Origin of the sequence: Rhodoligotrophos defluvii (assembly GCF_005281615.1) — a bacterium.
In the GTDB taxonomy this organism is placed as follows: domain Bacteria; phylum Pseudomonadota; class Alphaproteobacteria; order Rhizobiales; family Im1; genus Rhodoligotrophos; species Rhodoligotrophos defluvii.
In genome coordinates this window covers 167221-191156 of sequence record NZ_SZZM01000002.1, presented here as the reverse complement: position 1 = coordinate 191156, position 23936 = coordinate 167221, and the positions used below count along the sequence as shown (strand labels likewise).

The 23936-nt window shown below is 64.4% G+C and carries 21 protein-coding genes; 9 read left to right on the top strand and 12 right to left on the bottom strand.

All coding sequences use genetic code 11. The features are described 5' to 3' along the window. Positions 1-27: 27 nt before the first annotated feature. Genes E4P09_RS10010 through E4P09_RS09995 form a run of 4 tightly spaced genes read right to left on the bottom strand, consistent with a single transcriptional unit; the run spans position 28 to position 3986 of the window. On the bottom strand, positions 28-840 hold the full coding sequence (locus E4P09_RS10010) for an ABC transporter permease (protein WP_137389472.1): 813 nt from the start codon (positions 838-840) through the stop codon (positions 28-30). Then, on the bottom strand, positions 840-1754 hold the full coding sequence (locus E4P09_RS10005) for an ABC transporter permease (RefSeq protein WP_137389471.1): 915 nt from the start codon (positions 1752-1754) through the stop codon (positions 840-842). Before E4P09_RS10005 ends, E4P09_RS10010 begins: the two co-directional genes overlap by 1 nt. Then, positions 1751-2896, bottom strand: coding sequence for an ABC transporter ATP-binding protein (locus tag E4P09_RS10000; RefSeq protein WP_428977702.1), 1146 nt, complete (start codon positions 2894-2896; stop codon positions 1751-1753). Before E4P09_RS10000 ends, E4P09_RS10005 begins: the two co-directional genes overlap by 4 nt. A gap of 52 nt (positions 2897-2948) precedes the next feature. Further along, positions 2949-3986 carry a polyamine ABC transporter substrate-binding protein gene (locus E4P09_RS09995; protein ID WP_170984343.1) on the bottom strand — a complete coding sequence of 346 codons (1038 nt, stop codon included), beginning with the start codon at positions 3984-3986 and terminating at the stop codon, positions 2949-2951. A gap of 226 nt (positions 3987-4212) precedes the next feature. On the opposite strand from E4P09_RS09995, the gene E4P09_RS09990 reads away from it, so the two are divergent. After that, positions 4213-5832 (top strand): amidohydrolase, encoded by a 1620-nt coding sequence (locus tag E4P09_RS09990; RefSeq protein WP_137389469.1) that lies wholly within the window; start codon positions 4213-4215, stop codon positions 5830-5832. Positions 5833-5838: 6 nt separating this feature from the next. Here E4P09_RS09990 and E4P09_RS09985 read toward each other — a convergent pair whose 3' ends face one another. Together E4P09_RS09985 and E4P09_RS09980 are read right to left on the bottom strand one after the other, a co-directional pair. Further along, positions 5839-6741 carry a DMT family transporter gene (locus E4P09_RS09985; RefSeq protein ID WP_137389468.1) on the bottom strand — a complete coding sequence of 301 codons (903 nt, stop codon included), beginning with the start codon at positions 6739-6741 and terminating at the stop codon, positions 5839-5841. Further along, entirely contained in the window at positions 6738-7520 is a 783-nt protein-coding gene (locus E4P09_RS09980; RefSeq protein WP_275406460.1) for an IclR family transcriptional regulator, read from the bottom strand. The genes E4P09_RS09985 and E4P09_RS09980 overlap by 4 nt, the downstream gene beginning before the upstream one ends. 150 nt (positions 7521-7670) lie before the next feature. Here E4P09_RS09980 and E4P09_RS09975 point away from each other — a divergent pair, with 150 nt between their 5' ends. The 8 genes from E4P09_RS09975 to E4P09_RS09940 all read left to right on the top strand — a co-directional run bounded on the left by E4P09_RS09975 (position 7671) and on the right by E4P09_RS09940 (position 15647). Beyond that, positions 7671-8963, top strand: coding sequence for an ArgE/DapE family deacylase (locus E4P09_RS09975; RefSeq protein WP_137389466.1), 1293 nt, complete (start codon positions 7671-7673; stop codon positions 8961-8963). Between the two features lie 62 nt (positions 8964-9025). Then, entirely contained in the window at positions 9026-10267 is a 1242-nt protein-coding gene (locus tag E4P09_RS09970; RefSeq protein WP_137389465.1) for an ABC transporter substrate-binding protein, read from the top strand. 87 nt (positions 10268-10354) lie between these two features. Beyond that, complete coding sequence (locus tag E4P09_RS09965; RefSeq protein WP_137389464.1) at positions 10355-11098, top strand: ABC transporter ATP-binding protein; 744 nt, start codon at positions 10355-10357, stop codon at positions 11096-11098. After that, complete coding sequence (locus tag E4P09_RS09960; RefSeq protein ID WP_239025118.1) at positions 11091-11810, top strand: ABC transporter ATP-binding protein; 720 nt, start codon at positions 11091-11093, stop codon at positions 11808-11810. The genes E4P09_RS09965 and E4P09_RS09960 overlap by 8 nt, the downstream gene beginning before the upstream one ends. 15 nt (positions 11811-11825) lie before the next feature. Continuing rightward, positions 11826-12701: a branched-chain amino acid ABC transporter permease gene (locus tag E4P09_RS09955; protein ID WP_137389463.1), complete on the top strand. Its 876-nt coding sequence runs from the start codon at positions 11826-11828 to the stop codon at positions 12699-12701. A gap of 19 nt (positions 12702-12720) precedes the next feature. Further along, complete coding sequence (locus E4P09_RS09950) at positions 12721-13707, top strand: branched-chain amino acid ABC transporter permease (protein WP_137389462.1); 987 nt, start codon at positions 12721-12723, stop codon at positions 13705-13707. 19 nt (positions 13708-13726) lie between these two features. Next, positions 13727-15013 (top strand): ArgE/DapE family deacylase, encoded by a 1287-nt coding sequence (locus E4P09_RS09945; protein ID WP_137389461.1) that lies wholly within the window; start codon positions 13727-13729, stop codon positions 15011-15013. Between the two features lie 49 nt (positions 15014-15062). Continuing rightward, positions 15063-15647, top strand: a complete 585-nt coding sequence (locus E4P09_RS09940; protein WP_137389460.1) for a putative glycolipid-binding domain-containing protein — start codon at positions 15063-15065, stop codon at positions 15645-15647. A 38-nt stretch (positions 15648-15685) separates the two neighbouring features. Here the strand turns inward: E4P09_RS09940 and E4P09_RS09935 are convergent, their stop codons facing one another. From E4P09_RS09935 to E4P09_RS09910, 6 genes are all read right to left on the bottom strand, one after another. Further along, a complete protein-coding gene (locus E4P09_RS09935) occupies positions 15686-16822 on the bottom strand; it encodes a DJ-1/PfpI family protein (protein ID WP_137389459.1) in 1137 nt (378 codons plus the stop codon). A 50-nt stretch (positions 16823-16872) separates the two neighbouring features. Next, complete coding sequence (locus tag E4P09_RS09930; RefSeq protein WP_137389458.1) at positions 16873-17898, bottom strand: GlxA family transcriptional regulator; 1026 nt, start codon at positions 17896-17898, stop codon at positions 16873-16875. A 268-nt stretch (positions 17899-18166) separates the two neighbouring features. Continuing rightward, on the bottom strand, positions 18167-19339 hold the full coding sequence (locus E4P09_RS09925; protein ID WP_137389457.1) for a mandelate racemase/muconate lactonizing enzyme family protein: 1173 nt from the start codon (positions 19337-19339) through the stop codon (positions 18167-18169). A 19-nt stretch (positions 19340-19358) separates the two neighbouring features. After that, positions 19359-21383, bottom strand: coding sequence for an oxidoreductase (locus E4P09_RS09920; RefSeq protein ID WP_137390252.1), 2025 nt, complete (start codon positions 21381-21383; stop codon positions 19359-19361). A 25-nt stretch (positions 21384-21408) separates the two neighbouring features. Beyond that, positions 21409-22371 carry an ornithine cyclodeaminase gene (locus tag E4P09_RS09915; RefSeq protein WP_239025116.1) on the bottom strand — a complete coding sequence of 321 codons (963 nt, stop codon included), beginning with the start codon at positions 22369-22371 and terminating at the stop codon, positions 21409-21411. A gap of 6 nt (positions 22372-22377) precedes the next feature. Further along, positions 22378-23928, bottom strand: a complete 1551-nt coding sequence (locus E4P09_RS09910; RefSeq protein WP_137389456.1) for an FAD-dependent oxidoreductase — start codon at positions 23926-23928, stop codon at positions 22378-22380. Between the last annotated feature and the right edge of the window lie 8 nt (positions 23929-23936).

Genomic DNA, 23936 nt, shown 5'->3' with positions numbered 1-23936 from the left:
GCACCTCGTTGTGCTGAGCTCCGGGGCTCAGCGCTTGCGTCCGGACTGGAGGAACTGGGTCATCCCCAAAAGGATGATGGAAACGGCGATCAGCAGGGTCGATATGGCTGCAATCGTCGGGTCGATCTCGTCCCGCAAGGCCAGGAACATGCGCCGGGTGAGGGTCGCTTTCTCGCCACCGACGATGAGCAGCGCGATCACCACTTCGTCGAGCGAGGTGATGAAGGCGAGCAGAGCGCCGGAAATCACGGAATTGCGGATCTGCGGCAGGGTGACGGTCAGGAACGCCCAGGGGCGGGATGCGCCCATGCTGCGCGCTACCATCTCCTGGTTGAGATCGAAATTGTGCAGCCCCGCGGTGACGGAGATCAGCACAAGGGGAATGGCCAGGGCTGAATGGGCAAGCACCAGGCCGGGAATGGAGTTGTTGAGGCCGAGCGGGGCGAAAAAAATGAAGACGCCGATCGCCAGCAAAATGACCGGAATCATCATGGGCAGCGCCAGCAGAACCTGGACGTAGCGGCCAGCCGAAAGACGGGCGGTATAGAGGCCGTAGGCGGCGAGTGTGCCGGATACGGTCGCAACCACCGTGGTCCAGATCGCCGCCTGGAACGACACCCATGTGGCGTCTCGCCATTCGATCGAGTCGAAATACGCGCGGTACCAGCGGGTTGACCAGGATTCGGGCGGGAAGGTGAGATAGCGCGACCCGGAGAAGCTCATGGGGATCACGAGCAAGGTCGGCGCGATCAGGAACAGGATGACCAGCCCGCAGAAGACATAGAGCCACAGGCGCCTGAAGTGGGTGATCTGGGTCGAGGTTGCCGGCCGGTTCAGCATCACTTGCCCCCGATCATGGTGAAGGCGCCGGTTAGCCGCGCCACCAGCCAGAGAATGCCAAGCGTGATCACCAGCAGCACGACGCCGAGGGCGCTCGCGGCGCCCCAGTCGGAATAGACGGCAACGGAGCGCTCGATCTGCATGGCCCACATCATCACCCGGCCGCCACCAAGCAGGGCGGGCGTGACATAGAAGCCGAGAGAGAGCACGAACACCACGATCAGTCCGGCGATCAGGCCGGGCACGGACAGCGGCACGAACACCTGCCAGAAAGCCTTGATGGGCGATGCCCCGAGATTGGCCGCCGCCCGCATATAACCCTCGTCGATGGTCTTCATCGTGGCATAGAGCGGCAGCACCATGAAGGGCAGCATGATGTGGGTCATGCCGATGGTAGTGCCGGTGAAGTTGTGGACGAGGCGCAGCGGCTCATCGATCAGCCCTATGCCCTGCAGCCAATCATTGACGAGGCCGCGGCGTTGGAGCAGCACCAGCCAGGCATAGGTGCGCACCAGCAGCGACGTCCAGAACGGAAACAGCACGCAGATCAGCACGAGGCTTGCCGCGCGCGGCGGGAGCTGCGCAGCGAGATAGGCCAGGGGGTAGCCGAGCACCAGGCAAATGCCGGTGACGAGAAAGGCGAGCTGGAACGTGGTGGAGAGGGTGAGCCGATAAGACGGGTGCAGGAGGCGTTCGTAATGGTCGAGCGTCAGTCCGTCTTGTCCCACGATGGATAGCCAGAACAGCCAGCCCATGGGAATGAGCACGACGCAGCCCACGATCAGCAACGCCGGCACGGTCAGGGCGAGCAGGGACTGCCGCTCGCGGCTTGCAAGCTGTGCCAGGGCTTCGGCATTCTTGCCTTGGCGCTTGGCCGCAGGCGATGGCGATTGCGCTTCCAGGACAGCGCTCATCGGGCGACCGCGCTCGCGTCGGCATCATCTTCCCTGGGCACGATGATCGTGTCGTCGACGGAGAAGCCGACGCGCACATCGGCCCCGACCGCAGGCAGGGTCTCTCCGCTCTGATGCGGACGGCGCAAGGCGATCTCCTGGCCATCGGCCGTGTTGATATAGGCCACCACGCTGTCGCCCTGGAACACCGTCTGGCGGACCTTTCCAGCGATCGTGTTGGTATCGGCATCAGGCCCGGTGGTGAGAACCCTCAGCTTCTCCGGGCGCAGCACGAGCACTTGCGGTCGGCTCGTATCGAGGCGCTCGCGGGTGCGCAGCGGCTGGCCGAACAGCATGGGCTGACCGTTGCGGATCTCGACCGGAAGCGTGAAGGATTCCCCGATGAAGCTGGCTACGAACTGGGTGCGCGGGCGCTGGTAGAGGTCCTGGGGGCGGTCGAGCTGGACCAGCTTGCCGTGATTGATGACCGCGATGCGGTCGGACATGGTCAGCGCTTCGCGCTGGTCGTGGGTGACATAGACCGTCGTCAGGCCGAGACGGTCATGCATTCTGCGCAGCTCGAGCTGCATCTGCTCGCGCAGATTCTTGTCGAGCGCCGACAGCGGCTCGTCCATCAGCAATATGCGCGGCTCGAAAATGACCGCCCGGGCCACGGCGACCCTCTGCCGTTGCCCGCCGGACAGCTGGTCGACCTTGCGGTCGCCATAACCCTTGAGCTGCACGAGATCGAGGGCCGCCTCCACCCGCCTGGCGATCTCGGACCTGCTCACGCCGCGCAGCTTGAGGGGGTAGGCCAGGTTCCCGGCAACGGTCATGTGCGGGAACAGCGCATAGTTCTGGAACACCATGCCGATGTCGCGCTTATGCGGCGGCAGCAGCACCACCTCCTGGTCGCCGAAACGGAGGCTGCCGGAATCGGGCCGCACGAACCCGGCGATCACCATGAGCAGCGTGGTTTTGCCCGAGCCGGAGGGTCCAAGCAGCGTGATGAACTCGCCGCTCTCGATCGAGAGGCTGATGTCGTCGAGCGCGGCGAAGCCGCCATAGGTCTTCACCACGTTCTCGATGGTGATGGGGAGCGACGCCACTCGGCCGGAAGGCGCAGCCGTAGCCGGCTGCCGCATGCCCGCTGTTACGTTCATACTCGCGCTACCGTGCTGATGGGCCGAGGGCGAGCGCCTTCGGCCACGGCTGTCATTCCTGAATGAACAGGTCGAATTCTCGGGTCAGCTTATCGAGATTGTCCGCCCAGTAATTCGCGTCGAGCACGAAACCCTTCTTGGCATTCTCCGGTGCGCTGGGCAGCCTGGCGGCGACCTCGGGCTTGATGACGCCCGTGTCGAACGCCTCCGTATTGGCCGGACCGTAATTGATGAACAGCGCGATGCGTGCCTGGACCTCCGGCCGGCTCATGATCTCGATCGCCTTCATTGCCAGGTCCTTGTTCTTGGCCCCTTTGGGAATCACCCAGCAATCGGTGAGCAGCATTTGCTGGTTGAAGGTGAGGCTGACCTTCTCGCCCTCCTGCGCCAGCGCCTCGGCACGGCCGTTCCAGATGGTCACCATGTCGACTTCGCGGTCCTTCAGGAGCTGCGCCGACTGCGCGCCCGACGTCCACCAGGCCACCACATCGTCCTTGATCTCGGCGAGCTTCTTGAATGCCCGTTCGGTATCGAGCGGATAGAGCTTGTCCATGGGCACGCCGTCAGCCAGCAGGGCCGATTCGAGGGTGTAGACCGGGCTGCGGCGCATGCTGCGCCCGCCGGGGAAGGTCTCGGTGTCCCACATGTCAGCCCAGGAGCTGGGCTTCTTGTCCGGGTATTTCTCGTCGCTCCAGGCGAGGGTTGCCGCATAGACCAGGTTGCCGATCCAGCCTTCGCCCTTCATGTTGTCGGGAATGCCCTTGATGGCGAGAATCTTGGGATCGAGCTTTTCGACATTGCCCTCCTTGTCGAGGATGGCGCAGCTGTAATTACCCTGCTGGACGAGGTCCCAGGTGGGGCTGCCGGATGCGACCTGGGCGCGGACATCGGCGATGCCGGAGGTCGAGTCCTCCTTGATCTTGATGCCGAGCTCCTTCTCCACCACGTCGAACCAGGCGTCGCGCTGAGCCTTCTGGTAGACGCCGCCCCAGGATGCGATCGTAAGGGTTTCCTGCGCATTCGCAGGCAAAACGGCCATCGGCAAAGCCAAGATGGCCAGTGCAGTTGCGCCAAACAGTCCGGCTTTCATCGCGCGCTCCCCAGTTGTTCTCATTGGTCCGTGATCCTGAATGAGGTCACAGGGTCCGGTCAAGGGGAGAGGTTCGCAACGCGTGTGGAAGGCGAAAGAATTCCGGGCTTTGCGCCGGGGCGGGTTGTGTTAGAAATCCTGGTCTCACCGCTTCGCTCGTCCAAAACCGGATGAATCCGTCCTCAGAACATCTGCGCCGAGGGGCGCGCCGGAAGGGAAACGCCCAATGATCGATCGTCTTGTGATCAACGGCAAGATCGCCACCATGGAACGCGAGGGTGCCTTCGTGGAGGCCTTTGCGATCCACGATGGATGTATCGTGGCCCGCGGCACCACGCAGGAGATCCGTGCGCTGGCGCCCAAGGCCGAGGTGATCGATTGCGGCGGCCGCACGGTGCTGCCCGGGTTCATCGACAGCCATTGCCATCCGGATATGCATGGCGCGCGGCTCGGGCGCTGGACCGACCTGTCGACCGGCTTCTCCAGCAAGGCGGAGGTGCTCGATTTCGTTCGGCGCGCAACCGAGGGGAAGCCCGCCGGGCATTGGTTCGTGGGCTTCCGCTATGATGATCTGCGGCTGGGGGGCTATCCTACGCGGGAAGAACTCGACAACGCAGCCGGCGGGCGGCCTGCCTTCCTCTACCGCCGCGACTCGCACCTGGGCTTTGCCAACAGCGCCGCCCTCAAGCTCGTGGGCTTCACCCGCGAGAGCCAGGATCCGCCGTTCGGCCGCCTCGACCGGCACCCCGAGACCGGCGAGCTCACCGGCCTATTGCGCGAGACCGCCGCGCACGAGGTGGTCAATTACTGCCAGCGCGATTTCACGCCGGACGACTTTGCCGGCGGGCTGGTGAAGGTGTTCGACGATTTCGCCTCCTACGGCATCACCTCGGTGCATAACAGCCTGTGCTCGACGCAAGGCATCATCGCCTACCAGAAGATGCGGGAGAACGGCGAACTGCGCATGCGCGTGGGGCTTTTGGCCAGCGGCCGCGAGGATGATCTGATCGAGGCGATCATCCGCTCGGGCTGGCGCACGGGCTTTGGCGATGAATGGGTGCGGCTCACTGGCGTCGAATGGTGCCCGGACTGCTCGACCAGCGGCCGGACCGCGGCTTATTACGAGCCCTATGTGGGCGAGAAGGTGCTGGGCGAGCCCGACGACAATCGCGGCATGCTGCTCTATGAGCTGGAGGACTTCAAGCAGCGGGTGCTGCGGGCCCACAAGGCTGGGTTGCTGGTGGGCGCCGACGGGGTGGGCGACCGGGGCATCGATTTCGTGCTCGATGCCTTCGAGCATGCGCTCCACCATCATCCCGTCCACGACCACCGCCTGCGGGTCGAGCATTGCTGCAATGTGACGCCGCCGATCCTGCAGCGGCTCAAGCGGCTTGCGGTGATTTGCTCCTCCGCCACCGGTTTCGCCTATGACCTGGGCGATGCCTATCGCAGGAACCGGGGGCCGGAGGCGATGCGCTATATGTGGCCGCATCGCAGCATGATCGATGCGGGCGTGGTCGCGCCGGGGCACTCCGACTCACCGGTGTGCCACCCGAACCCGATGCGGGGGATCTATTCCCTGGTGAACCGCAAGACCGACACCGGCGCCGATCTCGACCGGTCGGAAGCGATCACGGTGTACGAGGCGATCGCATGCTACACGACGCTTGGCGCCTATTGCGGCAAGGAGGAGCACCTCAAGGGCGATCTCGGCATTGGCAAGCTCGCCGATTTCATCATCCTCGAGGACGATATCTTCAGCATCGATCCGGAGCGTCTGGCGGAGCTGCGCGTGGCCGAAACCTTCCTCGGCGGCGAGCGCATCTTCCATCGGGCGGCAGCGTGAGCCCAGTCATGCCGGGCGTGCGCGCTTTGACGGCAGCAGAATGCTAAGGGCGGCCAGGGTGATCAAGCACAGGCCGACATAATCCATAGCCGTGGGGCGTTCGCCCAAGAGCATCGTGGCGCTTCCTACGCCGATCGCGGGTACCAGCAGCGTTCCGAGGCTGGCAACCCCGAGCGGCACATGCGGCAGGATCGCGAACCACAGCAGGTAAGCCATAACGAGCGCCACGACCACGTGATAGAGGAGCGCCAACACGGTGCTCTCGGCGAGCGCGTGATAGACGGGTATGCCTTCGAACAGCAGCATGCCGCCTATGGCGCAGGCGGCGCCGGTGAGCAGCTGCCAACTGGCCACGGTGAGCGGGGCCGCATCGATGGGCCATTTCTTGGTGACGACGCTGCCGAGCGCCCAGGAGACGCCGCCGCACAGCGCATAAAGGAGTCCGACGTTTAAGCCGCCCGAGGCGACAAGCGGCGACGCCAGCGCCGCCAGCCCCGCGAGGCCCAGTCCAACGCCGACCATCCGCTGCCAGTTCAGCGGCTCGGCCAGGAAGATCCGGGCGAAGATGACTGCCCAGACCGGCATGGTGAAGGTGACGATCACGGCCCTAGAGGTGGGGGCGAGGAGCTGGGCAAAGGCGAGGAACAGGTTGAAGCCGGCAATGGTCAGGAGGCCGGCGAGGATCAGAGGCGCGACCTCGCGGCGGGATACGGAGAGCTTATCGCCGCGGATGAGCGCCGCCATCGCCAGGGCGATGCCGGCGAGCGTCAGGCCGATGGCGCGAAATGTCCAGGGCGAGATCTCGTTGAGCGCGATTTTGACCGCCGGCCAGTTCAGTCCCCAGAAGACGGCCAGGATCAGCACGCCGGCAAGATGCAGCGGCCGGGCGGAGGTTGCGGAAACCTTCATGGCTGGAAGCGTGCTCCGATTTCGGCGGCTGCTTCCAGCATCGCCTTGAGATGGCGCGGTTCGCCGTTCTCGATCGGCAGCCGCGGTGACAGCGTGGTGATGCTGATGCTGGCGATGAAGCGCCCGCTGCGGTCGAAGACCGGGACGCCCAGTCCGGCAAGCCCGACGATGTAGTCGTCGACCGCGAGCTCCCAGCCGCGCTCGTGGATGATCTGCGCCGCCGCCTGCAGCTTCGCCGGGTCGGTCTCGGAAAACGGCGTGTGCTTGGGCAGGTCTTTCCGCAAGACCTTTGCTCGTTCCTTTTCGCTGAGATAAGCGAGGATGACACGCGGTCCGCCGGCACAGTTCAGGGAAATGCGGGTACCGATCGCCGACCATTGCGCATCGATCTGCAGGTCGCGTGCCTTGACCCGGTCGAGGCAGAGCGCCTGGCCGCCGAAGCAGGACCACATAAAGGCGGTGGCGCCGGTGATTTCGGTGAGCCGGGCGAGCACTGGCTCGGCCACATCGCGCAGCTCGCGGCCGTAATCCACCGCCGGCACCAGCGTGAGCACCGCGGGCGCCAGCGAGTAGGTCTGCGCGGCGTCGTCGTATTCCACGAACTGCGTGACGCAGAGGGTGTGGAGCAGGCGGCGCGCAGTGCTCTTGTCGAGCCGGGTTCGGCGGGAGAGTTCCGCGAGCGAGAGATGGGTCTGCCGGGGCGTGAAGGCGCGCAGCAGCGCCACCGCGCGCTCGACGGAGCGGACGAGCGGCACGCCAGGTGGGGGCCTTAACCCCATGTCAGTCCCGCCTGCATCAGAGAGCTGTGTCATTGCGTGATACATGGTGCCATATCTTGACACGGTGTAAAGAGCTTTCATACCCTGACCAGATTGCTGTGTTGTCTGGCCGTGCGGCCACGGGGTCGCCGTCGCATGAGGGAAGGTTGAATGGCGCTTGCTCCGGATCTGCGTCGCGCGATCGTCGATTCCGTCGAACATGGCTTTGCGGAACAGCTTTCCTATACGCAGAAGCTGGTTTCGTTCCCGTCGGTTCGGGGCGCTGAGCACACGGTGCAGGACTTCACGTTCCGCGAGCTGCACAGGCGCGGCTACATGATGGACCGCTTTCCCATGGACCGGGCGGCGATCGAGCGTCATCCCGGGGGCTCGCCATGGTCAGCGGAGCATTCGACCGCGCCGATCGTGGTCGGTATTCATCATCCGCGGAAGGAGAAGGGGCGCTCTCTCATCCTCCAGTCTCATCTCGATGTGGTTCCGACCGGGCCGGAGGCGATGTGGCAGCATTCACCCTATGGCGGCGAGATCGTGGGGGACTGGATGTATGGCCGCGGCTCCGGCGACATGAAGGCTGGGGCGGCGGCCAACATCTTCGCGCTGGATGCCCTGCGGCGGATCGGCCTGCAACCGGCGGCCACCGTCTATGTGCAGTCGGTGGTGGAGGAAGAGTCGACCGGCAACGGCGCGCTCATGACCCACCTGCGCGGCTACAAGGCGGATGCGGTGCTGATCCCCGAGCCGGAGGACGAGAAGCTGGTCCGCGCCAATGCGGGCGTGATCTGGTTTCAAGTAGAGGTGCGGGGCCTGCCGGTGCATGTGCGCGAGATGGGCACGGGCGCCAACGCCATCGATGCCGCTTATCGCGTGATCGGCGAATTGCGCAAGCTGGAGCAGGCGTGGAACGACCGCAAGGTCGATTACGAGCACTTCAAGGACGATCCGCATCCCATCAACTTGAACATCGGCAAGATCGAGGGGGGTGACTGGGCCTCGTCCGTTCCGTGCTGGTGCCGCATCGATTGCCGCATCGCTATTTATCCGGGCGTGGATGCGGCCAGCGCGGCGCGCGAGATCAGCGAGCGCGTTGCGGAATTCGCGCGGCGGGATCCGTTCCTGTCGAACATGCCGCCCAAGGTCACCTTCAACGGGTTCCATACCGAGGGTTACGTGCTCGAGCCCGGCTCGGCCGCAGAGCGGGTGTTGGCAGAGGCGCACGAAGCAGCAACAGGCCAGCCGCTTGGGACCCTGGTCACGCCGGCCTATCTCGATACGCGGGTCTATGCGCTCTACGACCAAATTCCAGCCTTGTGCTACGGGCCGGTTTCCCGGAACATCCACGGGTTCGATGAGTGCGTGAGCATCTCATCGGTGAAGCGGATCACCACGGCCATGGCACTGTTCATCGCGGAGTGGTGCGGCACCGAGCCTCTGATGGAGGCATAAGGCGGCAGGCTCAAGCAGCGTTCATCCAAGTCCAACCCACAAGCAGAACAGGGGAGATATCGATGAGACTGAGGCGTCACCTGAAAAGTTTCTCTCTCGCGGCCGCACTCTCCACCGCAGCATTCGCCTGGACCGGAGCTGTTTCGGCTGCCGAGCTCACCATCGGCGTTATCGGTCCGCTCAGCGGACCTGCCGCCAATTCCGGCATTTCCATGCGCCAGGCCTATGAGGCGGCCGCTGCGCAGGTGAACAAGGACGGCGGGGTCGAGGTCGATGGCGAGAAGCGCCAGGTCAAGCTGATTTTCGAGGACAGCGCGTCGCGCCCGGAGGTCGGGGTCAGCGCTGCTCAGAAGCTGCTGACTCGCGACAATGTCGACATTCTGGTTGGTGATACGATCGCCAGCTCCGTGACCTTGGCGATCATGGAAATTGCGCCGAGCTTCGGCAAGTTCATGATGAGCGGCCAGCCGGTGTCGATCGAGATCGCCAAGAAGATCCAGAGCGATCCCGAGCGTTTCGCCAATTTCTGGAAGTCGAGCTTCAACAGCGATGCCTATGCGCAGACGCTGTTCGAGTCTGTCAACGAACTGATCACGAAGGGCAGCTTCACCCCGGAGAACAAGAAGGTTGCCTTCATCGTCGAGGATACCGACTACGGCAAGTCCAATGTCGAGTATACCGAGCCCCTGTTCAAAGAGGCCGGCTGGACAGTCTCCTCGAGCGAGACGGTGCCGCTGGGCCATGCCGACTTCTATCCGCAGCTTTCGAAGCTGCGCGGCGATGAGCCGGACGTGCTGATCTCGATCTTCACCTCGGTCAATTCCGGCATCGCCCTGGTCAAGCAGATCAAGGAGCAGGGGCTGAAGTCGCTGCACCTTGCGGTCTATTACCCGATCCGTCCCGAATTCCTGCCGGGGGCGGGCGATGCGGCCAATGGCCTGTTGTGGACGCCTCTGTTCTTCGACCCTGCAAACAACCCGAAGCACAAGGAATTCGCCGAGATGTTCAAGGGCCTGACCGGGGTCGAGGGCAATGGCGACCATGCCCAGGGCTTCTGCCAGATGAGTATGCTGCTCAACAACATCAAGGCTGCGGGCACGATCGAGCCGGACAAGATCTCCGAAGCTTTCGCCAAGACCGACTTCCCGTGTGTGATTGCGCGCTACGTCTACAACACTGAGAACCACACACCGAAGGTGGGCGCGGACTACCTGCCGGTGCCCATGGCGCAGATCCAGAACGGCGTCAGCTACGCAATCTGGCCGGCGACGACCGCCACGTCCGAGTTCAAGCCGGTCGAGTAGCACGTTTTCAGCAGCGCCCGAGATCAGTCGAGCTCGGGCGATTCCGCGCCGTGGCCACGGCATCACAAGTTCGGAGTCCAGACCCTCATGCCGAGCGCGACGCCGGAGCCGCTGCTGAAGGTCGACGGCATCATCATGTCTTTCGGCGGCATCGTGGCTGTCGACGACCTGTCGTTCAGCGTCGCGCCGGGAGAGATCCTCGCGCTGATGGGCCCGAACGGCGCCGGCAAGACCACCACCTTTCATGTGATTGCCGGGGTGCATTCGCCCAATGCCGGCCGCATCATCTTCGATGGCCAGGAGATCACCAGCTTGAAGCCGGACGGCCGCTGTCGCGCCGGCCTCGCCCGCACGTTCCAGATCACGCAGCCGTTCCATGAGCTGACGGTTGAGGAAAACGTCATGGTCGGGGCCTTGGCCCATAACCGCACCATGGCAGAGGCGAGGGTGGACGCGCGCCGCTATGTGGAGATGGTGGGGCTGGCGGATCGAGCTGATGTCCTGGCCAAAGGGTTGAGCACCGGTCAGCGCAAGCGGCTGGAAATGGCGCGCGCCATGGCCACCCGGCCGAAGCTGATGCTGCTGGACGAGGTGACTGGCGGGGTGGACCAGAAGAGCATTCCGGGGCTGATCGCGCTGGTGAAGCGGCTGCGCGATGAGGGGCTGACGCTGGTCATCATCGAGCACAACATGCGGGTGATCAACGAGCTTGCCGACCGCGCCATCTTCATGAACCGGGGTGTGGCGATGGCGGAGGGGACGCCAGCGGAGATCGCCGCGCATCCCGAGGTGATCGACCTCTATCTCGGGGAGGCGATGGAGCATGGCTGATGCGCCGATGCTGCAGGTGGAGAACCTGAACGTGCTCTATGGCGACTACCAGGTGCTCTGGGACGTCTCCATGAGCGTCGGGCATCATGAGGTGGTGGCAATTCTCGGGCCGAACGGATCCGGCAAGAGCACGGTGCTGAAGGCCATAATGGGGCTGGCGCCGATTCGGTCCGGCAAGGTGACGTTCGAGGGCCGCGACCTCACCAAAGTGCCGACCCACGAGATGGTGAGCCTCGGCATTTCCATGGTGCTGGAGCGGCGGCGGCTGTTCGGCGACATGACCGTGCGCGAGAACGTGCTGCTCGGCGCCTATCACCACAGCGTCAACAAGGATACGCGCAGCCGGCTGGAATGGGTGGAGAGCCTGTTTCCCATTCTGGCGGAGCGGCGCGATCAGACCGCGGGGAAGATGAGCGGTGGCGAGCAGCAGATGGTGGCGATCGCCCGCAGCCTGATGTCGAGGCCCCGCTTGCTGCTGATGGACGAGCCCTATCTCGGCCTTGCGCCGCGCATCGTGAAGCAGATCGCCGACATCATCCGCCGCATCAATCAGGAGGGAATATCGGTAATCTTCAACGAGCAGAACGTCCAGCTCTCGTTCGGCGTGTCACATCGCGGCTATCTGCTCGAAGGCGGCCGCGTGGTGCTGTCGGGTACGGGCGATGAGATGATCCACTCCGACGTGATCCGCCGTGTCTATCTCGGCGCCTGAGATCGGGAGAGGGCCTTGAACTACGCGATCTTCCTGGAGCAGGTCATCAACGGTCTGATCGTCGGCTCGATGTATGCCCTGATCGGCAGCGGCATTGCTCTGATCTATGGCACGATGCGCGTGCTGAACCTCGCCCATGGCGAGTTCTACATGCTGGGCGGCTATTTCGTCTTTTTCCTGATCGTCACCTATGGGGTGCCGTCCTATCTCGCCATACCCGTTGCCGTCGTGGCTACCTTCATCCTCGGCGCGCTCATCCAGCGGCTGACCATCCACTACCTGCTATTGCAGGAGGGTTGGGCCTTCTCGACCATTGCCGCTACCTTGGGACTCTCCATCTTCCTGCAGAATGCGGCGCTGCTGCTGTTTGGCGAGCAGTTCCAGAGCGTGCCCTATTATCTCTCGGGCGTGGTGGCCCTGGGCGACATCCGGCTGCCGGTGCAACGACTGCTCATCTTCGCGGTGGCGCTTCTGACCATCGCGGCCATGACTTTCATTCTGAAGCGCACCCGGCTGGGCTGGGCCATTCGCGCCACGTCGCAAGACCGCGACGCTGCCGCCGTGGTCGGCATCCCCGCTCAGCGCATCTATCTCATCACCTTCGGCATCGCCGCGGCGCTCGGAGCCATCGCGGCCGCCATGCTAGCGCCGATCTATGCCATCAACCCGTGGAGCGGTATGCCGATCCTGCTCAAAGGGTTCGTGGTGGTGATCCTCGGCGGGCTCGGCAGCTTTCCCGGTGCGATTGCGGGCGGCCTCATTCTCGGCGTGGTGGAAGCCATCGGCGTGCAGCTCACATCCTCCGAATGGCGGGACGTGATCGCTTTCGCCCTGATGATCGCCGTGATCTGGTGGCGGCCCTGGGGCCTGTTCGGAAGGAAGCCGTCGTGACGGTCCGCGGGAGAGAAGCATGTTTCAACCGCTGAAGCCGCAGCATTGGGTGCTCATCGCTGCCGCCATCGCGGTCATGGCGGCGATCCCGCTCGCCACGCGCGACAGCTACCTGCTGCACGTGCTGATCCTGTCGATGATCTTCGGCATCTTCGCTTCGGCCTGGAACCTGGTCGCCGGCTTCGCTGGCCTCAAGACCTTCGGCCATCACGCGTTTTTCGGGATCGGCGCCTATGCTTCGGCCCTGATCAGCATCAATGCGGGCTTGAGTCCCTGGATCACGGTGTGGATCGCGGCGCTGGCGGCGACCGTGGCGGGCTTGTTCATCGGGCTGCCGATCCTGCGGATCAAGTCCATGCCGCATGTGGCGATCGTGACGCTGGGCTTTGCGGAGATGGTGCGCATCGTCATCTCCAACCTGCAATCGATCACCCGTGGCGAGCTTGGGCTGTGGGGCATACCGGCCTTCAATGGCTTCACGCTGCCGGGCCTCGGCAAGGTGGCGTTCACGCCTGCCGACAAGGTGCCCTATTACTATCTGGTGCTGGTGCTGCTGATTGCCTCCACGGCCGTGATCAGCCTGCTGATGCGGTCGAAGACGGGGCTCGCCATGGTGGCCATGCGCGATGCGGAGGACGCGGCGGAGAGCCTGGGCGTCAACCTCACCAGGCAGAAGCTGCTGGTGTTCGGGGTCAGCGCGTTCCTGGTGGGGCTCGCCGGTGCGTTCTATGCCCATTATATCGCCATTCTCACTCCGTCGGCGGCGGTCGGCGCCGATCTCATGATCCTGATCATCGCCATGGCGCTGGTGGGCGGGTTGGGCACGCTGAGCGGCCCGCTCATCGGCGCGCTCATCCTGACGGTTGCGGTCGAGCTGTTGCGGGACCTCGATAACTACCGCCTGCTGGTCTATGGGGCGCTCATCGTGCTGGTGGTGATGTTCCTGCCCCGCGGGCTTGCCACCCTTGGCCCGCTGGTCACCCGGCGCATCGGCGCACGCGCTTAACAAAGGAGAAGGAGCAGGCATGCTCGACAAGGATATTGCCCGAGCGATTGGCGACGCGGTGGACGCGGCGTTCGATGATCAGGTGCGCTTCACGCAGGAGATGGTGCGCATACCTTCGCTGCGGGGCCAAGAGCACACCATGCAGGACTTCATGGCCGATGCGATGGCCCGGCGCGGCCTCGATGTGGACCATTGGCGCATCGACGTGAACGATATCAAGGACCTGCCGGGCTTTGCGCCGGTGAGCATATCGTACGAGAATTCGTTCAACGTGGTGGGCACCTACCGGCCGAAGGCGCGCAAGGGCCGCTCGCTCATCTTCAACGGGCATGTGGATGTGGTGCCGACGGGGCCATGGGAACGGTGGACGTCGCCACCCTTCGAGCCGCGCATCGAAGGCAAGTGGATGTATGGCCGCGGGGCGGGCGACATGAAGGCCGGCCTGGCGGCGACGCTGTTCGCCTTTGATGCGGTGCGGGCGGCCGGCTTCGTGCCCACGGCGCCGATTCATTTCCAGTCGGTGGTCGAGGAGGAATGCACCGGCAACGGCACCTTGGCTTGTCTGCAGCGCGGCTATCGCGCCGATTGCGCCTTCGTGCCCGAGCCGCTGGAGCCAAAGCTCATGCGCGCCGAGGTGGGGCTGATCTGGTTCCGCGTGCATGTGGACGGCGATCCGCAGCATGCTTCCGCCGGCTTCAACAATGTCGGCGCCAATGCCATCGAGAAGGCGCTGAGCCTGTGGCCGCCCATCAAGGCACTGGAAGATGTGTGGAACGCGCGCAAGGTGGACCATCCCATCTACAAGGACCATCCCCATCCGATCCGGGTCAATCTCGGCGAAATCTCGGGTGGCGAATGGACGTCCAGCGTGCCGGCCAAGGCGGTTCTGAACGTGCGCGTGGGCGTGCTGCCGGGCGTGAAGCTCTCGGATATCCGGGACGAAATCGAGGCGTGTGTCCGCAAGGCAGCTCTCGCCGATCCCTATCTCTCCAACAATCCGCCGCGGGTCGAGTATCACGGCCACATGGCGGAAGGCTATGTGCTGGAGAATGCGCAGGTGCCGGAGGCGGTGCTCGCCGACTGCCACTCTGCGGTGTTCAACACGAAGCTGGAGGAGGCGGCCACCTCCGCAGCCACGGACGCGCGCTTCTTCGGCCTCTATCAGAACACCCCGGGCCTCGTTTACGGTCCTATCTGCGAACGGCCGCATGGGATCGATGAACGGGTAGACTTGGACTCGGTGCGGGCGGTGACCAAGACCATGGCGTTGTTCCTGGCCGAGTGGTGCGGTGTGGAGAAGGGGTAGCCCTCTTCTTCCGGGTTGTCTACGGCACTAGGGGCAGGAGGCAAGCGGAATGTCCGAAGCGCCAAGTCAGGAACGGCGAGAGCTCTTTTGCTGGCGCCGTATCGATATGGTCGGTCTGGAGCTTCTGGCCTTGCGGAGAAACGCGGAGGGCGTGTGGGTGGAATCATCCGTCATCTGCGGCTGGCAGGGTGGCTATCGGCTGGACCACAGCTGGCAACTCACGCCCGACTGGCGGACCCTGTCGCTTGGGATCGAGCGGTGGGATGCGGACGGGCGGCGGTCGCTCTCACTTAAGCGGGACGGCAACAGGTGGCTCGTTGACGGTGAGCCCCGACCGGACCTGGACGGCGCGGACGAGCCGGACCTTTCGGTAACCCCCTTCTGCAACACCCTTATCATCCGTCACATGCTCGCGGACGAGGGCAGTACTCTCACCGTGGACACGGCCTATGTGAACGGGGATGACCTGAGAGTCTCGCGCTCACGCCAACGCTATGATTTCAAGGCGTCAGGATGTTTCCGCTATGTCGACCTGGGGCTGGCGGCGGGCTTCGAGGCGGATCTCCACGTGGATAATGACGGGCTGGTGCGCCATTACGAGCATCTGTTCGAGCGGGTCGAGGTCAGCAGCTGATTGCCGAGCAGGCTGGCCCGGCAGCTTTTGCGCAGCGGTCATCGCGGATATTCGAGCTGCATGGCAACGAAATCGCCCGTGCGCATTCCATAACGTGCCGTGATGCCGGTAAGAGCTTGATCCAATGCCTCGGCCGGGCGCTCATTCCCGATCGGTAAAATGCGCCGCGCGGTCGGCCAGCTCTCGGCGAACTGATCGGGGATGACGCGGATGCCGTTACGGGTCTCGACTGCATTGGCTGTGGCGGCAAAGGTCACTGTCTGTGACCGATAGGTGCGCGACCAGGCATCTGCGACAAGGGCAAGGGACACCTCGTCCACTCCAGGTGCAAGTTCGATACCGAGTTGCTCCCGGTTCCAGAAGGTGAGCGTGTTGAGGATCGCCGTCAGCGCAAACGGACGGGTGAACTTGAAAGCATCGCTGTCATGACGCGCATCCCATTCGGCGAGGCCGAGATCCTGGCCGACGGCCAGCGCCTTGTCGCGGCCGGCAATAGCCTCGATAAGCGTGAGCATCATTGGCATGGACGCGGTGATCCCCGTGGTGGTGGCCACGCCTTGGTCAACCACCAGCCGCCGGTTGGCGACATATTGGACCGTGGGATGCTTCTCGCGCAGCTCATCGAGGTAATACCAGTGGGTCGTCGCCCGCTTGCCGTCGAGCAAGCCAGCGGCGGCGACGACCTTGGCCCCCGCGCAGACGCCTATGACGATTGCGCCCTTCCGTTGCTGGCCGTTGAGCCATTGCATGATGATCGGATCGTCATCCCTGTGCATGGCCGGGACGATGACATAATCGGCACCTTCCGGATGACGCGCATCAAAGTCCGCAATCGTGGCCTGAGGCTCGACCTGGAGCGCGGGATAAAGCGTGACCGGCCCAGGCTTGGTTGCGAGCGCCATCACGTCGGCGACGTCGGCGCGCCGCAGGATGCCGTAAGGCATGAGATAATCGGTGGTCTCGGTGCCCTCGTTGATGCCGATGATCGCGATCAGCGGGCGCACGCGCTTGGGTGGCTTCAACGCCGCGAGGGCGGCTTCAGTCTCCTCCCGCGCGATCGCCGGCGGGGTTCCGACAGCCGAAGCAGGCGGCAATGACAGAATCCAAAGCCCGGCAACCAGTCCGAACAGGGCGGCTACCGCCAATCCGCTTCGCAATAAGAGGCGCCGATTCATCGAGTGGCTCCTGCAAGTTGCTCCAGTCCGCTTGGTCCGGCCTGGGAGCCTCAGATCATGCGAATGGGGTCGAGCTGGTTTTGATAGGGGTGCAGATCGTTCAGCGGCGAGACCTGGCTCGGCTCGGTCGGCGTGATGGTGTGGGAGAAGCGATCTTCGGTCGGGGACACGCCATAGGCCTCGCGATAGCGCTGCAGGAAATGCGAGTAGGAATAGAAGCCGCAGCGGGTGCTGATGGTCGAGAGATCGATTTTGGTCGCCTTGACCAGCTTGCGCGCTCGCGACAGCCGGATCATCCGGTAGTAGTCGGACGTGCTGCATTTCAGGCTGTGGCAGAACATGCGGTCGAGATGGCGGCGTGAAACGCCCAGCTGCGCGGCGATATCCTCAACCTTGAGCGGCTCCTGGATCGCATCCTCCATAATTCGGCATGCCTCGCGCACCGTGGACGGCAGGCCGTTATAGGCCGAGGTGAAGATGTCATCCAGCGGCGCCCAGAGATCGCGCCGGTAGGGATGAATGATGATGTTGGCCACCCGCGCTGCGACCGCGTTGCCAAGGGTAGCGGTCACCAAGTGCAGCATCATGTCGATGCAGGCGCTGCCTCCGGCGCATGTCATGCGCTTGTCGCACCAGGTATAGACCTTCTTGACGAACTTCACTTCCGGGAATAGCTGGGCGAAGAGCGGAAGGTTGTTGAAATGCGCCGTGGCGGTGTAGCCGTTCAGCACCCCCGCCTTGGCGATGTGGTAGACGCCGCTTTCGACGGAGCCGATCGCCTTGCCGTGGCGGGCAAAGCGCCGGATCAAGTTCTGTGTCTCGCCGTTCTCGTATTTGTCGTGCTTGAAGCTGGAGCACACGATGAGGGCATCGAACTCCCTGAGGTCGCGGATATGGCAGTGCGCCTGAAGAGGGATGCCGCTGCTGGAGGCGACCATGGCGCTGGTATCGTGCACCAGGATCGCCTCAAAACGAGGCTGCGGATAGAGGGAGTTGGCGACCCGCAGGGTCTCCAACGCCGAGACGACACCAAGCAGCTGGTATTCGGGGAGCAGGAGAAACGCGATCTTGTACATCACCTTCTCATTCCACGGATCAAGCCATGCTAGATCAGTGGACCGCCTTTAGCCATCCCTGCGAGAGCAAGAGTAACATTCGCCGGGATCCGGCGGTCCAGAAAGCATTTTACCGTGTTGCCCTGGATGCCCCGGTCCAGCCGGGGCATGACTATTATCAGCTACTTAGGTCATTGCCGCGCTTGACGCGGCAATCCAGGGCGAAGGAGGAGGTGTTAAACGTGCGGCTCCGCCTGACCTCCTACCGCCATCGCATCTTTTCTGAAACCTAACCCGCCAAGGTGAAGGTGGCAAACAGGCTGTTCTGCAGGGCTTCGCGCCGGAGCGTCACCCCGAAGCCCGGCGCGCCGCTGACCGGCAGCACCCCGTTCTTCACCGTCGGCTCCAGCGGGTTCTCCAGCACCTCGGTATGGCCGGGGATGCGCCCCCAATAGGGGAAATGCTCCTGGATATAGAAGTTCGGGATAGCGGCGCTGAAATGCATGCCCACGGCAGTGGAGAGCGCGCTGGCGCAGATGTGCGGCTGCACCTTGAGGCTGTAGGCCTCTGCCATGGCCGCGATCTTGCGCGCTTCGAGCAGGCCGCCGGTATTGCCGATATCGGGCTGCAGGATGTCGACCGCGCGCGTTTCCAGGATGTCGCGGAAGCCATAGCGGGTATAGACCCGCTCACCCACCGCGATGCGCTGGGAGATGGCGTTGGCGATCTTGACGAGCGAGCCGATATCGCCGGGATCTGCCGGCTCCTCCACATAAGTGATGTCGTATTTCTCGATGGCGTGACAGAAGCGGATCGTGTCGTCGGGCGTGATGCCCGCGGACAAGTCGAGCATGAGCTCCACGTCAGGCCCGACCGCCGACCGGATGGCGGCCACGCGCGCGATCGCCCGCCTCACCACGGTGGGATCGCTGGCGGCGCGCAGGGAGGGATGCCGCAAGCGCCCTTCCGGCAACACGGTGGCGAATGGATAGAATTTCAGGGCGTCGTAGCCATCGGCGGCTGCCTGCTCGGCGGCGGCCGGCAGCTCTTCGTCGCTGGTGCAGCCGAAATACCAGCCATTGGCGTAGGTTCTGAGACCGTCGCGCATGCGGCCGCCCAGCAGCTCATAGACGGGCACGCCGAGGTGACGCGCCTTGATGTCAAGCATGGCCTGCTCGATGGCGCTCATGGCCGCGAAGATGACCGGTCCGCCGCCCTTGGCCCAGAAGCCGTGATCATAGATCTCCGTCCACAGGCTCTCGATGCGCAGGGGGTCGACGCCGCGCATCATGTAACGCTCGATGATGTCCTTGAGCATGCCGGCCGCCGCCGTGCCGCCGATCCCGTAGGCAATGGCGGCTTCTCCCAGGCCCACCAAGCCCTCGTCGGTAGCGAGTTCGAGCAGAACCGGACGAATGCCGCCGCTTTCGACGAGATAGATGCTGGCCGATTTCAGTTTCATATTGCCCCCTTGAGATGCGTCACAGGCTGCGGCACAGGCGCATGGCATCGAGAATGGCCGCGTGAATGTCGCGCGAGGAGACTGCGTCTCCGATGCGGTAGAGCGCGTAGGTACCATCCGGATTGAGCATCAGGCCTTGTCTCTCGCCGGCGGCGAAAGCGTCGAGATCGATGACGCCGTCATTGCGCGACCGGGCTCTCATGTCCCGGTAGAGTTCGTCCATGGGCATGGTGCCGCGCTCAATGATCAAGCGATCGCAGTCCAACACCTCTTCGGCATCGCTGTATTCGTTGATCAGGGTCGCCTGCAGCCGGTTGCCCACGCGGGCGATGCGCGTCAGCCGCCGGTCGGGGTGGATGCGGGTGCCAGCCCGGTAGAGCTCGCGCATGATGAAGGGCCGGTCGAGATAACTGGCCTCCTGCCCGGCGTGGTGGTCGGGCGTGACATAGATGAGCTCGGCCCCTTGCGCGGCCAGCATCTCGGCGGCGGCGGCCCCGGTGATCGTACCGGTGCCGTCATAGAGCATGATTGTGCCCTGGGGCGCGCTCGGCGTCTCCAGCAGGCTCCACACGGTGTCGGCAAGCTCCGCCCCCTCCACCTCATGCTCCATGCGATCCGGTAGCCCGCCGGTGGCTGTGATGACCACATCGGGCTTTTCCGCTTCGATCATCGCCTGGTCGGCAAAGCAGTTATAGTGATAGACGACGCCCAGCCGCTCGGTTTCCGCCACTCGCCAGTCGACGATGCCGATCAGATCCTTGCGCTTGGGCATGCGGCTGGCGAGCAGCACCTGACCGCCGGCGCGCGGGGCGGCTTCGAACACCACCACCTCGTGGCCGCGTTCGGCGGAGACACGGGCCGCTTCCAAGCCAGCCGGCCCGGCGCCCACCACCACCACCTTGAGGCGCTGCTCCGCTGGCTCGATCAGATGCGGCAGGGTCTTCTCGCGGCCGATGGAGGGATTGTGAATGCAGCGGCGCTGCCAGGAGCAATAGGTGGCGCCCACACAGGGCCTGATCCGCTCCTCTTCCCCACGTGCGATCTTGTTGACGATGTGGGGATCGGCGATGTGCGCGCGGGTCATGCCGACGAGGTCGATGATGCCTTCGCGGATCGCGTAGCGGGCGGTGGCGATGTCGGTGATCCGCGCGGCGTGGAACTTGGGCAGGCTGAGCTGGCCGTTGAACGCGGCCACGTGGGCAAGCTGCGGCGCCAGGCCGACATACATGCCCGGCATGTAATTCGCGAGCCCAACCTCCGTGTCGATACGGCCATAGGTGAAGTTGAAGAAATCGATGAGGCCCGACCTTTCATGCAGCTTGGCGATGTCCAGGTAGTCGCGGGTGGACAGGCCTTCCTCGCGTCCCTCGCCGACGGCCATGCGGAGGCCCAGCAGGAAGCGGCCGCCGACGCGCCGGCGGATCTCCTCCAGCACCATGAGGCCGAAGCGGCAGCGGTTCTCGAGGGATCCACCGAATTCGTCGGTGCGCTTGTTGATCAGCGGGTTCCAGAACTGGCCTACCAGGTGGCCGTGCACATGGATCTCGACGCCATCGAGCCCTCCTTCGCGGCAGCGCCAGGCCGCATCGCCGAAATGCTTCACGATGCGCCTGATGTCGTGATGGTCGATCTCCTTGGTGAAGCCGCGGTGGGACGGCTCGCGGTAGCGGGAGGGCGACACCGTGGGCAGCCAATTGTCGGCGCGCCAATGGCTGCGCCCACCGAGATGGGTGAGCTGGCACATGATGGCGGTGCCGTGCCGGTGCACCCGCTCGGCAAATTCCCGGAAATAAGGGATGATGCTGTCGTCGCCTACATAGAGCTGACCGAATACCGAGCCTGAATCCGGCGAGACGTTGGACGAGCCGCCGAACATGGTAAGGCCGATGCCGCCCTTGGCCTTCTCCTCGTGATAGAGCTGATAGCGCTCTTTGGGCTTGGCATCCTCGCCATAGCTGATGGCATGACTGGTGCTCATGACCCGGTTCTTGAGGGTCAAATGCGCTATGGTCAGCGGTTCGAGTAATGGGTCCTGGGACGACATGGATTTCAGCTTCACTTTCCGGTGCTCACGCAGCGTGTTCCAATTCTTCGAGCCGCTGGTAAAGATGGCGGGCGACGAACAGATCGAGCTGGCCGGCGCCGCCGTTCTTGAAAAGGGTGATGTCGTCGGGGGCGAATGCCGGCGGCGGCTCCGCCTGGCACAGGTCGAACAGGTTGCCGTGCACGTCGTCCCCGGTGATCACGCCATCGCGGAGCGGCGCGATGAACTCACCCGAGCGCTCCAGACAGCCGAAATCATCCACATAGATGCGTGCACGGCGAAGCACGTGGTCATCGGCCTCGCGCATGTCCGGCGTGAACGAGCCGATGAGATTGACATGGGCACCCGGCTTGAGCAGCGCGCCTTTAACGAGAGGACTGGTCGCCATGGTGGCGCCGACAATGATGTCCGCTTCCGGCACTTCCCGGTCGAGGTCGGAGGCCGCCACTGCCGGGATGCCCTGCTGCCGGAGGCTTGTGGCGAGGGTAGCCGCCCGCTCGGCCGTTCGGTTCCAAATGCGGACCTCGCGAATGCCGGGCCGCACGGTCAGCATGGCCTCGACCACATAGGGCGCGAGCGCGCCTGCCCCTACCATCAGCAGGCGTGCGGATTCCTTACGGGCGAGAAAGCTGGCGCCGAGGGCGGAGTCGGCAGCCGTCTTGCGGAAGATGAGGGCCTCGCCATCGATGACGAGCTGCGGCTTGCCGGTCTGCGGGCTGAACAGGATGTAGAGGGCATCGACCGTGGGCACGTTGAAGGCGGCGACGTTGCCGGGAAAGGACGCGACCAGCTTCACCCCGAGCGCCTCGCCATGCTGCCATGTGGGCAGGGCGAGCAGCATGTTCGGCAATCCGCTGGGCCGCGGCTCCTCTAGCACGGCCCGCGCCGTCTCCGGCATCGGTCCGCGATGGGAGAACCTGAGCGCCTCGATCAGGCCGGGCCAGTCGAGCAGGCGGTGCACGGTTTGGGCATCGACAAAACGCATCATTGTTCCTCAGGCGACCGCTGCGCGCCTGGTGCGCAGGGCGGCGGGGGCGAAATGCTCGGCGATGAAGGCGAGATAGGCATCGACTTCGGCTGTGATGCGCGCGTCATCCCAACCGAGCACATCCGCAACCGCCTCGGCTGCGGCTCTGGCCTCGCTGACGCCCATGCCCGGGTTCCAGCCGATCATGACCCGTCGAAACATGAGGTCGGTGAGGGTTGCCGCATGTTCATGCGCTGCCGCATGGCGCAGGGCCTCGACCGGGATCGACGCGCCGGGCGCATCGTTCGCGGGCGGCAGCTTCGCGCCATAGGACAGCGGCCGCGGCGTGCCGGAGGGGCGGAGCATGCCCGCCATGCGCTCGGCGATCTTTCGTCCGGCATGGCGGTGCACCATGATGGGTGTGCCGGTCAGCGCGAGGGCGTTGGGCATGCCCTCTTCGGCCAAGTCGTGGATCTTGACCGACTTGACGCCCTCGTCACCGTCGCTGGTGGTCCGCGGGCGCACGCCGCACCAGCTGTAAATCACGTCCTCGGTGGTGAGCTTCAGGCTCGGGAAGACGCGGTTGGCCTCGCCCAGAATGAAGCTCAGCTCCTCGGGCAGCACCCGGACCGCGTCCGGGTCGTCTTCGAAGATGGTCTCGGTCGGGCCGAAGAAGTGATAGTCGCCCCACGGCATGCAGTAGAAGGGCTGGCCGATGCTGCTGATGGTCTCCATGCCGAGGCCGCGGCAGTCGTCCGGCAGCTTGACCATGACGTTGACGCCCTTGATGCCGACCAGCCGCGGCTTCGGATGCGGAACCACCTGGGCGGTCACCCGGTCCGCCCAAGGGCCGGCGGTGTTGACGAGCCCGTTGGCCTCGATCCGCGCGGTCACGCCCTTGGCCAGCGTATCCTCCAGGGTCAACCGCCAGCGCTTGTCCGCGAGCGGCTCGATGGCGGCAACCCTCGTGTAGTTGCGCACGGCGGCGCCGCATCTCTCCGCGTCCAGCACCGTGTCGAGGCAGATCCGCTCTGCCCACTTGTATTGGTATTCCTGGAACACGCCGACGCTGTCCAATCGGCGCTGATCCATCAGCCGGACGAGGCCGTATTGCTCTGCCGCCTTTGCGCCCGGCAGCCGGTGATAGCCGAGCGGCGCCTGGGGCGAACCGAACAAGCTGAGCGCCCGGTAGCCGAGATCGACCTTCCAGGCCGGGAAGGCTCCGTCGCGGAAAACGGGAAAGAAGAAGGTGTGGCGCGACAGGCGCTCCGGCATGGTGACGGCAAGCTGGGTGCGGCACTGCATGGCAAGCCGCGCCATGGCGATGCGGTTCTTGAGGTCGCCCCAGCGATAGGCGAAGCGCCACAGCGCATAGTCCGGCGAGAAGTAGGCTAGCCCGCAATAGAGCAGGCGGCTCGAGCGGCTGGTGGTGCCGCTGGCGAAATCGCCCTTGTCGATCAGGAGCGTGCGGAAACCCTTTGCCGCCAGGTGCTGTGCAGCGCTCGCCCCGGCTGCGCCACCGCCGATGACGGCCGTGTCGAATGTCTGTCCCTCCAGGGACGTGAGGGGGGTGCGCATGAGGGGAC